6 protein-coding genes are annotated in these 12,606 nt (G+C 55.2%); all 6 read left to right on the forward strand.

Translation table 11 applies throughout. From position 1 onward, the window contains the following. The first annotated feature begins 159 nt into the window (after nucleotides 1-159). The 6 genes from gyrB (at nucleotide 160) to OZX70_RS00075 (ending at nucleotide 12,427) form a co-directional block, all read left to right on the forward strand. Nucleotides 160-2,280: a DNA topoisomerase (ATP-hydrolyzing) subunit B gene (gene gyrB / locus OZX70_RS00050; protein ID WP_348519433.1), complete on the forward strand. Its 2,121-nt coding sequence runs from the start codon at nucleotides 160-162 to the stop codon at nucleotides 2,278-2,280. A gap of 112 nt (nucleotides 2,281-2,392) precedes the next feature. Further along, on the forward strand, nucleotides 2,393-5,125 hold the full coding sequence (gyrA, locus tag OZX70_RS00055) for a DNA gyrase subunit A (protein WP_277180924.1): 2,733 nt from the start codon (nucleotides 2,393-2,395) through the stop codon (nucleotides 5,123-5,125). A 219-nt stretch (nucleotides 5,126-5,344) separates the two neighbouring features. Beyond that, the gene (locus tag OZX70_RS00060; protein WP_277182204.1) at nucleotides 5,345-5,902 is read left to right on the forward strand and encodes a DUF3566 domain-containing protein; all 558 of its coding nucleotides are present in this window, start codon (nucleotides 5,345-5,347) and stop codon (nucleotides 5,900-5,902) included. Nucleotides 5,903-6,056: 154 nt separating this feature from the next. Then, entirely contained in the window at nucleotides 6,057-6,659 is a 603-nt protein-coding gene (lepB, locus tag OZX70_RS00065) for a signal peptidase I (protein ID WP_277180926.1), read from the forward strand. A 416-nt stretch (nucleotides 6,660-7,075) separates the two neighbouring features. Then, nucleotides 7,076-10,933 (forward strand): BspA family leucine-rich repeat surface protein, encoded by a 3,858-nt coding sequence (locus tag OZX70_RS00070; RefSeq protein WP_277180928.1) that lies wholly within the window; start codon nucleotides 7,076-7,078, stop codon nucleotides 10,931-10,933. A gap of 354 nt (nucleotides 10,934-11,287) precedes the next feature. Continuing rightward, the gene (locus OZX70_RS00075; protein WP_277180930.1) at nucleotides 11,288-12,427 is read left to right on the forward strand and encodes a VanZ family protein; all 1,140 of its coding nucleotides are present in this window, start codon (nucleotides 11,288-11,290) and stop codon (nucleotides 12,425-12,427) included. Nucleotides 12,428-12,606: the final 179 nt, after the last annotated feature.

Below are 12,606 nucleotides of genomic sequence, written 5' to 3' on the forward strand. Positions count from 1 at the left end.
AAATTTCATCTTTTGGGGGTAATGCCTTGAAAGTCCCCATATCCGAGTAAAATGACCATTATATGGTTAAACCTCTAGAAGACCCCATTATTTGCTTTCTAGAGTGTATCGCCCCCGCGGGAAGCCTTTCGTGCGAGGGAAAATGCAGGAAGGAACCTTGTGGCAGATTCAGCAATGAATGAAGAACAAGCCAATGACGCTGCCGTCAATAAAGCGGAACAGGAAGCCAAGGCGCAGGAAGCCATTCAAAACGATGAGCTCGAAGACGCCCAGCTTGACGATTCGCTTGCACCAGAACACTATGACGCCAGCGATCTGAGGGTTTTGGAAGGCTTGGAGGCCGTGCGTATCCGCCCGGGTATGTACATCGGCTCGACCGGTCCGCGCGGCTTGCACCACTTGGTCTACGAGATCGTCGACAACTCGGTCGACGAGGCGCTCGCCGGCTATGCCACGCATATCGAAGTGACCATTCTGCCGGACAACGGTGTGCGTGTGGTCGACAACGGCCGCGGCATCCCCGTCGACGAGGTGCCCGGTGAAGGTGTTTCCGGCGTCGAGACGGTGATGACCAAGCTGCACGCGGGCGGCAAGTTCGGCGGCGGCGGTTACGCGGTCTCCGGTGGCCTGCACGGCGTCGGCATCTCCGTGGTCAATGCGCTTTCCACCGAAATCGACGTGGAAGTGCGCCGTCAGGGCTATCACTGGATGCAGAACTTCCATGACCAGCACGCGGTCGCTCCCTTGAAGCAGGGTGCTCCGATGGCCGAAGGCGAGTCCACCGGCACGTCCGTCACCTTCTGGGCCGACCCAAAGATCTTCGAAACCACCGAATACGACTTCGAAACGCTGCGTTCGCGCTTCCAGCAGATGGCATTCCTCAACAAAGGTCTTCGTATTACGTTGACCGACGAACGCAAGCACAACATTGCCGGTGATGAGGTCGCTGGTGAAGACGACGCCACCGAAGAAAAGCCGGAAACTGTTTCCTATTGCTATCAGAACGGCATCAAGGATTATGTCGCCTATCTGGTCAAGTCCCGTAAGGCAACACCGATTGAGGACGAGGTCATCGACCTTGAGGCCGAGGACCTGAATCTCGGCATTTCCGCTGAAATCGCATTGCAGTGGACCACCGCCTACTCCGAGGCCGTGCACACCTTCGCCAACACGATCTCCACCACGGAAGGTGGCACCCACGAAGAGGGCTTCCGTGCCGCGCTGACCAGCCTGGTCAACCGCTACGCGCGCGACAAGAACCTCTTGAAGGAGAAGGACGACAACCTTTCAGGCGACGACGTCCGCGAGGGCCTGACCGCCGTGGTTTCCGTCAAGCTCACCAACCCGCAGTTCGAAGGCCAGACCAAGACCAAGCTCGGCAATTCCGAGGCCAAGACCTTTGTGCAGCGCGTGATGACTGACCGCCTCGGTGACTGGTTCGACGCCCATCCGAGCGATGCCAAGAACATCATCCAGAAGGCGCTCGAGGCCTCGCACGCGCGTATCGCCGCCAAGAAGGCCCGCGAGAACACCCGCCGCAAGTCCGTTTTCGAGACCGCCGGCATGCCCGACAAGCTCAAGGACTGCCAGTCCAACAACCCCGAGGAATGCGAGCTGTTCATCGTCGAGGGCGATTCCGCAGGCGGCTCCGCCATCCAGGGCCGCAACCCGATCACGCAGGCCATCCTGCCGCTTCGTGGCAAGATTCTGAACACCGAGCGCGCCTCCATCGACCGCATCATGAAATCCGATACCATTGAGGCCCTGATTACGGCCGTCGGTGGCGGGTACGGCGAGGACTTCGACATCAACAAGGTGCGTTACCACAAAGTGATTATCATGGCCGATGCAGATGTCGACGGCGCGCACATCGCGACGCTCAACCTGACGCTCTTCTTCCGTTACATGCGCCCGATGATCTACGCCGGCTACGTCTACGTCGCCATGCCGCCGCTGTACCGCATCAAGTGGACCAAGGGCCCGCACAGCTTCGTCTACACCGATGCCGAACGCGACCGCGTCCTCAAAGAGGGCAGGGAGGCCGGACGCCAGTTGCCGAAGGGCGAAGGCATTCAGCGTTACAAGGGCTTGGGCGAGATGAGCTACCAAGAGCTGTGGGGCACCACCATGGACCCCGAGCACCGCATCTTGAAGCAGGTCGAGATCGAGGACGCGGCCCAGGCCGACGAGACCTTCTCCATGCTGATGGGCGACGAAGTGGGCCCGCGCCGCGAGTTCATTCAGCGCAACGCCCCGAGTGCGAAGTTCATCGACGCTTAATGGGCATATCGAATGTGGCTATTGATATCAAAGAATGAATCATAGTCCCATTCGATATCCCCGTATAAACGGCACAACAGACTTAGTGAATCAATAAACATAAGGATTTACAGTGGCAGACGAAAACAATAACAACAATGACAGCGGCGATGACGAGTACGTCCCTGGTGGTGCGCTTGAGCCATTGAGCCCGCAGGAGGCCGACGACACCGATTACGGCCTGATGAAGGGCGAACGTATTCAGCGTATCGACCTGGGCCAGGAAATGCGCGAGTCCTATCTCGCCTACTCCCTCTCCGTGATCGTCGAACGCGCGCTCCCCGACGTGCGCGACGGCATGAAGCCGGTGCACCGCCGCGTGATCTACGCGATGTATGACGGCGGCTATCGCCCCGACCGCGGCTACAACAAGTGCTCCCGCGTCGTCGGCGACGTGATGGGCAAGTACCACCCGCACGGCGATTCCGCCATCTACGACACGTTGGTGCGTATGGCTCAGTCGTGGTCAATGCGTTACATGCTGGTCGACGGACAAGGCAACTTCGGCTCCCCGGGCGACGATCCCGCAGCCGCCATGCGTTACACCGAATGCCGCATGGCACCGCTCGCGATGGAAATGGTGCGCGATATCGATAAAGACACCGTCGATTTCGTGCCGAACTACGACGGCAAGACGCAGGAGCCGACCGTGCTCCCCGCCCGCTTCCCGAACCTGCTGGTCAACGGCTCCTCCGGCATCGCCGTGGGCATGGCCACCAACATCCCCCCGCACAACATGCGCGAGGTCGCCGATGGCGTGCATTGGGCGCTGGACCACCCGGACGCCACCAAGGAAGAACTGCTCGAGGCGCTGCTGCAGCGCATCAAGGGGCCGGACTTCCCCACTGGCGCCACGATTCTCGGCCACAAGGGCATCGAGAAGGCCTACCGCACCGGCCGCGGCCTGATCACCATGCGTGCGGTGGTCAACACCGAAGAAATCAAGGGCCGCATGTGCCTCGTGGTCACCGAGCTGCCCTATCAGGTCAACCCTGACCGTCTCGCTGCCTCGATCCGCGACGCCGTGCGTGACGGCAAGATCCAGGGCATCGCCGACATGCGCGACGAGACTTCGGGCCGCACCGGACAGCGTCTCGTGCTCATTCTGAAGCGCGACGCCGTGCCGAAGGTCGTCCTGAACAACCTGTACAAGCACACCCAGCTGCAGGAGACGTTCGGCGCCAACATGCTTGCGCTGGTCGACAACGTGCCGCGTACCCTTTCGCTCGACGCTTTCGTCAGCCACTGGGTCGATCACCAGATGGAAGTCATCGACCGTCGTACCCGCTATTTGAAGCGCGAGGCCGAAGACCGCGACCACATCCTGCAGGGCTATTTGAAGGCCCTCGATATGATCGACGAGGTCATCGCCCTCATCCGTGCCTCCAAGGACGTCGAAACCGCACGCACAGGCCTCGAGGATCTGCTTGACGTGGACGATGTGCAGGCCGACGCGATTCTCGCGATGCAGCTGCGTCGTCTCGCCGCTCTGGAACGCCAGAAGATCGTCGACGAGCACAACGAGCTGATGAAGAAGATCGCCGATTACAACGACATTCTCGCCAGCCCTGAACGCGAACGTAAGATCGTGGGCGACGAACTCGACGATATCGTGGCCAAGTATGGCGACGAACGCCGCACCAAGATCTTGCCGTTCTCCGGTGAGATGAGCGACGAAGACCTCATCGCCGACGAAAACGTGGTCGTCACCGTGACGCACTCCGGTTTCGTCAAGCGCACCAAGGCCGACGAATACCGCGCCCAGCATCGCGGCGGCAAGGGCATCAAGGGCGCCAAGCTGCGCCAGGACGACGTGGTCGACCACTTCTTCCTCACCTCCACACACAACTGGATTCTCTTCTTCACCAACCGTGGCCGTGTCTTCCGCTTGAAGGCCTACGAGCTGCCGGAAGGTTCCCGCGATTCCAAGGGCCAGCATGTGGCCAACCTGCTGCAGCTTTCGCCTGACGAGTCCATTCAGGCCGTGCTTTCCATCCCCGATTACGAAGTCGCCAAGTACCTCGTGCTCGCGACTCGTTCCGGTAAGGTAAAGAAGACCCCGCTGGCACAGTACGATTCCACCCGCCAGGGTGGCCTCATAGCCGTGCGCCTGATGGAGGACCCGGAGACCGGAGAGCCGGCTGACGAGGTGATCGGCGCGACGCTGTGCAACGCGGACGATGATATCATCCTCGTCTCCAAGCACGGCATGAGCCTCAAGTTCAAGGCCGATGACGAGCAGCTGCGTCCGATGGGCCGTCAGACCGCCGGCGTCCAGGGCATGAAGTTCCGCGACGGCGACGAGCTGTTGGCGATGGACGTGGTCCGCGCCGACATGGAAGACGACTTGAGCCTGCTCGTGGTCACCAACGAGGGCTTCGCCAAGCGCACCTCCATCAGCCAGTACCGTCTCCAGGGCCGCAACGGCTTCGGCGTCAAGGCACTGCAGATGAACGAAGACCGCGGCGAACTCGTGGGTGCGGTCATCGTGGCCGACTCCGATCAGATCCTTGCCATCATGAAGTCCGGCAAGGTCATTCGCTCCGATGTATCCGAGGTCAAACGCACCGGACGTAATACACAAGGTGTGACGCTCGCCAAGCCCGACAAGGGTGACGAGATTCTCTCCATCGCGCGTAACACCGATACGGACGATGATGACGATGAGGACAGCGAAAACAGCGAGTCGGCTGAAAACGAAGGTTCCGATAGTGCAAGCACCTCCGATTCCACCACTGCCGCCTCTGCCGAAGCGGCCGATGATTCGGCTGCGTCAGCTGATAAAAGTGACGACAAAACCGAGTGACGCAAGGTAGTTGAGGCGTAACCCGAACTCAAGATGATAACGTTGCGGCTGCTGGTACCAAAGGTATTGGCGGCCGCAACGTTTAGCGTCATATCTGCATACGAATACACAAGTCTTGCAGGCTATTTTCGTCCCAGAAGACTGATAGCCTCGTAGCAGGTTGTTTTGCGCGGAAATATGCGATTTTATGCGGTCCGTGTGGTGGCTCAAGGAGTAATGATGAACGAAAACGTTGACGAGAATCAGTCGCGCCAGGCAAAAAACGCAAGTGACAGCGCTTCTGCTTCCGAACGCTCACCCCGTGTGGCTCGTTCCGTTCTAGGAGAAGGGTCAGCTCCCAAGTCGGAGTCCGCTGCGTGGCCGTTGAATGGCAATGCAGCCGGTAAAAGCTCGCGTCAGCGCAAGCGCACCCCGCGTGCACGCCGCATGAGTCTTTCGCTCACCAGAGTCGACGCCTGGTCCGTGGCGAAAGTAACGCTTCTGCTTTCAGTTGCGTTCGGCATCATCCAGATTGTCGCAGTGGCGCTTATCTGGGCGCTTTTGAACGTGGTCGGCGTTTTCGATCAGGTCACGCAGATTGTCTCCTCCACTGGTCTTGACACAGGCGGTTTCAACCTTGCGAGCGTTTTCTCGCTGGGTACCGTACTCAGTGCCGTCACGATTCTATCCATCGTGGAAGTTGTTGTAGCGACGTTGTTCGCGGTCATCATCGCGGCTCTTTATAATGTAATCAGCCAGCTCGTAGGGGGCGTGCACGTCACCCTCGGCGATGACTGATAGTGGGTAATCGGCGATTATGGGACGAAAATAAATGGAAAATAAACGGTCGAAGAGCAGATCAAAGCGACATGTTTTAGACAATGAGTCTTCCAGAAAAAAGAAGAAAAACGGCCCCGCCCACGCGAAAGATACAACAGGGCAAATGAGGGTTTTGGACATCATTTCTGTCCTTATTTATTGCCTTATCGCGGTCATCATCGCAAGTCTCTTGCGTATATTCGTCATCGGACTCTACGTCGTTCCTTCCGGATCCATGGAAACGACGCTTAATATCGGCGACCACATCGTCACCAACCGCCTAGCCAAACCGGTCCTGAAACTGCGGCGCGGCGATGTCGTGGTATTCAAGGATCCGGCGAATTGGTTGCAGTCCGAAAACATTTTTGCCTCCAACGATTTGGTCAAAAGGTTGATCGGTCTGCCCGGCGATGTGGTGGCCTGCAAGGGTTACGGTGAGCCTGTGACGGTCAATGGCGTGGCGATAGACGAGTCCTCGTACCTGAAAGCCGGGGTAAAACCAAGCAAGTTCGCCTTTAAAATGAAGGTTACACCGGGCAATGTGTTCGTGCTTGGCGATAATCGCGCCAATTCCGCCGATTCCCGTTATCACCCCGATGACGGCAACCATGGTCTCGTCCCGCTTGACCGCATCAAGGGCGTCGCTATGCTCACTTACATGCCCACCAGCAGGTTTGGCGTGGTCCATGCCCACCACGATGTGTTCGCAAAAGTCGGCGGCATCGCGCATTCGTAAGCACGAGTCTGCATAGAACGAGCTTGTTAATTCTCGTGCCGTTTTCTTTTTGTTTCTTCTTTTGTCCCGTTTTACCTTTCTTGATTTAATGGATATCTGCGTATATGTTGCCGACGTTGGCAGTGTGATTCTTTTTATTTCAGGGTCATCGTTATCCATCTCGAGTCATTGTTGGCTTGCTATGAATATGGTTTTATACACTCAGACAACGGGGCAATGGTAAACCGGTTGAGATTACTGGTACGGAATGGTTCAATGGCGTAAATACAGTGTTTATTTATAACTCCAAATTAAAGTATTGTCTAAATATTAAAAAAGTTTTACATTATTTGTCTATGCATCGTATTACTACAAATCCTGGGGGTACTGGATCGGGTGTAAGTCCGATCAAGTAGAAGTTTCAGAAAGGATTAATAATGCGTTTTAATGGGGGAAAACTCATTGGCATTGTGGCCACCGCAGCATTGATGTGCGGCGTCGTGGCCACGGCAAGTGCCCAACCAGCGCAACCAGTGGATGCAACCGCCAATTCGGCTGCAAGCCAGCAAGTTTCCACTGCTTCGACACAGGATGCCGCGAAGTCGGATATCGGCAAGAATCTCAATAACGATGAAAATAATGTCATCGGACAGGCGCCAAAGGACGAAGCGCCTCAAGATACGACAAAATCGGAACAGAAGGCGCCGACTCCAAATTCTTCTGCGAAAGACGACAATACGGCGAATACAAGATCGTCGGCCGCTCCTACGCCGTCAACGCAGAGCAACCAGAACGCGACGGTTGGGCCTCAGGAAGTGCTTCCGACCACAGCGGATTGCAAGCCTTACAAAGGTGGGAACGCTGCCGAATCTTCCGCCAATGGCTCTTGGACGTTGGGTATGAAAGACGGACAGTGCACGCTTGAAGTCACTGCCACTGATCCGGTCAACGAGTATCAGTTTACGGTGATCCCCAGCACTTTGGACGATAGCGAACCAAGCGTCGCATATCAGCGTGCGTTTATTGAGCATGTGATTTTTAATGGTGTCGGCAAAGTTAAGCTTCCCGCTAGCGCCCATGGCTATTTTGACCATATGATGAAATTGAGTTCAATTGATGGTCTTGACCATTTGGACACGAGTGCAGTAACGGACATGAGCAGCATGTTCGAAGCGACCCGGATTCCATCGTTGGATTTGTCGAGTTTTGATACCAGCAGCGTCACAAACATGTCTGATATGTTCTACGGGGCATCAGCTGCTTCTATACAATTCGGACCACGTTTCGTCACCAACAAGGTGACGGACATGTCGAGCATGTTTGCGAGAGATCAAGCTTTGACGTCTTTGGATCTCTCTGGTTTTGACACCAGTAACGTAGAATATATGTATTACATGTTCCATATGGCCGAAGGTTTGACGACATTGAAGTTTGGAGCAAACTTCAAGACTTCCAAAGTCAAGAATATGACTGCCATGTTCATGTTTTGTAGCAAATTGAAGTCTTTGGATGTTTCTCATTTTGATACGCATAACGTGACTGACATGGCGGGAATGTTTGAATATTGCTATAACCTGACGTCTTTGGATGTCTCTCATTTTGATACGCATAACGTGACTGACATGGCGGGAATGTTCAAGAATTGCAGTAGTTTGACCTCTTTGGATATCACGAACTTCGATACGAGCCAAGTTGGAAGAGATTCATATGGGGTTGATGCAGGGACCCCACGTGATATGAATGGCATGTTCCAGGACTGTGTAAATTTGCAGTCGTTGAAGCTTGGACAAAAGTTCCAGACTGGCAATGTCAAAGATATGGGGTCAATGTTTAGTGGTTGCGAGAAACTGACGTCTTTGGATGTTTCTGGTTTTGATACACACAAGGTTATCAACATGAGTGGTATGTTTGCGGTTTGCGAGGACCTGACGTCTTTGGATGTTTCTCATTTCAATACGCGTAACGTTACCGATATGACTGATATGTTCATGAGTGACGGCGCTTTGACGTCATTGGATCTGCGAAACTTTAATATGCGAGGTGTCTCCAAAGTAAGGCATATGCTTTCAATTGCTAACAGTGACCCAGACCAATTTGATCTTCGTGAGCTGAAGCTTGGCGACAACGTCGTACTTCCGACCCCTGCCAGTACCGGGACATGGTGGGGCGATATATGGCTTGAGGATCCTTTGATGAGTGATGCGACATGGGTTCGCGTGGCCGATGTCAACGGTGCAGCGGTTCCTGAGGCGAATCTTTCCAAGCAATATTCTTCGCTTGATGTAGAGCACCGGACCCAGGGTTCTGACCCCTCACGTTCGGGCACGTATGTAAGAAGCGACTCCACAAAGCTTTCGGTCGATATGAATGCCGTAGGTGACAAGAAGTGGGGCACGGTCTCCGACCCGCAAAAGGCTGTCGGACACTTCAAATACGTTCAGAATGCCCAAGGGCAGGACGTGTGGCAGATGCAATTCGGCACGCTTAAGGCTCCTGATAAGACTGCTCTGCATGTCAATATGAGTGTCGACAACGCGGCCAACAGCCCGAAGTATTTCAAGTTCACTGGTTGGAATACGAGCAAGGACGGTACTGGTACGAGCTACGCACCTGGTCAGGATGTGCCGATGAATAATGACGTTACCCTGTATGCCCAGTGGAAGCGCATTGGCACCCCTGGTGTTTCGATGGATCTTCATGCGAAATACGTGCTGGACTTCAAGATGAATCCGCCTGCGGGTTCCGGTGTGACTGAGCCTGCTGCGCCTGATAAGGCCACTTCGGTGTTCCAGCTTGATTCTCCTGCCGATATCACCAAGCCGCACGCTATCAAGATCGATCATCAGGCGTATCCGGCCATTGATGGCTACCGTTTCGACGGTTGGACGCTCAATGGCAGCACGACGGTTTACAAGCCTGGAGATCAGGTTTCGGTTGTTCCTGGTGTCACCGAGCTTAAGGGACATTGGACCAAGCTTTATACCTATTCTCTGAAGTTCAATGCGAACGCCTCCAAGGGTGTAACTGGTTCCATGCCGCAGGTCGGTTCCGTCGGCCCGACGGCTGATACGAGCCACACGTTCACGATTCCTGCCAATGGGTTCGTTCGTGCAGGATGGCACTTCAACGGCTGGAACACCAAGGCCGACGGTACTGGTCAAAGCCCGGTGTCGGCGAGTGGTGTTGATACGTTGACGCTGAATTCGAACAATCCGGCTGCGACGCTTTACGCACAGTGGGTTCCTGAATATGTGTATTCGCTCTCCTTCGTGTCCGGTCTGCCGGAAGGAACCGCCTCCAAGGCGTTTGATCCGGTGAAGGGCAAGGCCACCACGGCCAAGTCCGCTTCATTGAAGGTTCCTGCGGGCAACAAGTATTACCGCGAGGATCAGCAGCGCTGGCAGTTTACCGGTTGGAGCGATGGCATGGGCCATACTTATCAGGCTGGCGATACCGTCAACTTGACTGATGCCAACCCGCATGTCGTGCTGACTGGTCAGTGGGCCCGCGTTTACAACTACAACCTGCGTTTCCAGCCTACGTCCAAGAACGACAAGGCCAAGGTCTCGCGTAGCTTTGCCGCGGTCTCCGGAGGAAGCACCACCGACGAAACGATGGTGATGACCATTCCGAGCAAGTACAGCTTGAATCTCGACGAGACCGGACACTATATGTTCACCGGTTGGAAGGATCAAGACGGAACTCTCTACAAGCCTGGCGACCACGTCATGCTGAAGAGTGACAATTCGGATGTGACGCTTTACGGTGTTTGGAAGTTAGAGCCTGTTACGAATCCTGCTGGACCGACCTCTCCGAGTGAGACCACGAATCCTGCGACGCTTCCGGCTGCCACGAATCCAAACAGTTCGGTACAAGTGGCTGCTCCGGCATTGCCTGTTGCCGCCGCTGTGTCTCCTCAGTCGGCTTTGACTGTGGCTCCTCGTGGTGTTGCTGGTGCTGCTCCTCAGGCGATGACCACTGCACCGCAGATCGGTCATGATAGGACTCCGTCCGTGCCGAAGACTCCTGCTCCAAAGGATTGGCGCCGTGCCGAATGCAAGACTTCCGGTGCTGCCTATGTAGTTAATGTCGCTGGCTATCGCGTGATGGCAAGCGGTAATGTATGTGAAACTCCGAAGACTGCTGCTTCAGCGGCTTTGACGCAACATGCAAATGCGCCTGTCTGGCTCTGGTGGATTATTGTTGCTGTAGCGATTGCGCTTGTTTATGGGATTTATGTCAAGCGCAATAGCTCCCTTGAAGCGCAACATCGTGCCAACGAGCGCCAAGACTGATTGCATGATTCTTTGATTCGGCTTGGTTCAGACTCAGCGATTGTCGGCTACTAGTTGAAGGTCATGTTGCTGAATCAGCTCTGAACCAAACCGGAACATGAATCTGACTGCTTAGTGCTGGATTCCATTTAAACATGGAATCCAGCACTTTTGTTTTCTCTGGTTTTGCACTCCATCTTGGGCCAGCTATTCGTATCAGCCGATATCCTCGGTATCGTGTGCAGGATTTGGTTCGGTAATCGTTGCAATATCAGTTGTCGTGAACGTCGTTTCGGTTCCATCGTTGGAATTCTGCTCATATTTATTTTTTATATTCACAGAATTTCGTAAACTGCGTCCGCTAAAGTAGCCGTTGTGATTGCCTACTTCAGGAATTTCAGCACCTCGTTCATCCTCGCGATGGCGATTTGGCCGTTCCTCTCGGCCGTGCTGACCCTGCCGATCCTGGCGGGAATGTACCACCGCTACCACCGGCTGCGTTCTAGCGCGGTGCTCGCGGCGTATCTGTGCGTGCTTTACGCGCTCGGGCTGGTCACGTTCACGCTCTACCCGATGCCTGACGACCCGGCTACATACTGCCTGACACACACTCACCGTCCGCAGCTTAATGTAATGCGATTTATGAGCGATCTGGCGTACGGCGGCAAATCTGCGGCTCTCCAGCTGTTGCTCAACATCGCCTTCTTCGTCCCACTCGGGTTTGCCCTCTCTCGCTGGGCCCGCTGGAAGTTCTATGCGGTGATTCCGGCCGGATTTTTGGTATCCCTCTTTATTGAAACCTCCCAGCTTACGGGCGTCTGGCATATCTATCCGTGCTCGTACCGCCAGTTCGACGTAGATGATCTGCTGACCAATACGCTGGGTGCGGTCATCGGCTGTTTCATCGCGTGGATATATGGTGCCTTAGTGCCGGTGCGCAAAGTTGAGGACCGCAACGAGGTCATCGAAAAGCCAGGTCTACTGCATCGGGCCGTCGCGCTGATGATCGATCTGGTATTCATCGCAGTCGTGGACGGATCGCTGACACTCGGCTCGATCTACCTCTTCCAGAAATCCTCCAGATACCTCCCCAACGGCACATATATGTTCCTCGGACACGCCTTCGGCACAGGCATATCGGACGGTCTGGCGCGGTTCTTCACGGTGCTTTCGTTCGTTATCTTCGAGGTGCTTATCCCCGTCACCCACCGCGGGCAGACGCTCGGCGGCATGTTCACGCACATGAGCTGCGAGACCAAGGAACGGCACGGCGGCATGCGCGTCGCGTTCTATGCGGTGCGGCTGATAGTACTGTTCGCGGCGTTGCAACTTTTCGGGGCCAGCGGCGGCAGTACAGGCGGTTCCAACGGCATCGGCTTGTTCGGCACGTCCTCAATCAAGATTGGGATGGTGACTATTTTCGTGCTCGTCGTCTTCTGGCTTTTCGCCCACCAGATGCCCTACGACCTGATCCCCGGCCGTGATTGGGATGCCGGTGGTTACGACGACGAATAATTCTGGCTTCCGTCAGAAATGTGCACTTTACAGCGATTAATCTGCATATTTTTGACGGTAGCGTCGGAAATCTGCACTTTGTTGCGGTTTAAGTGCACTTTTTTGACGGTAGCGTCGAAAACATGCACATTACAGTAGTCTAAGTGCACTTTTTTGACGGCAGAGATACGAAACCCGCC

Source organism: Bifidobacterium sp. ESL0732 (assembly GCF_029395535.1).
Classification (GTDB): Bacteria; Actinomycetota; Actinomycetes; order Actinomycetales; family Bifidobacteriaceae; genus Bifidobacterium.

What these genes read in the sequence shown, in the direction of transcription:
- OZX70_RS00070 (WP_277180928.1), top strand. Translation starts at nt 7,076, where the DNA reads ATGCGTTTTAATGGGGGAAAACTCATTGGCATTGTGGCCACCGCAGCA.
- OZX70_RS00060 (WP_277182204.1), top strand. Translation starts at nt 5,345, where the DNA reads ATGAACGAAAACGTTGACGAGAATCAGTCGCGCCAGGCAAAAAACGCA.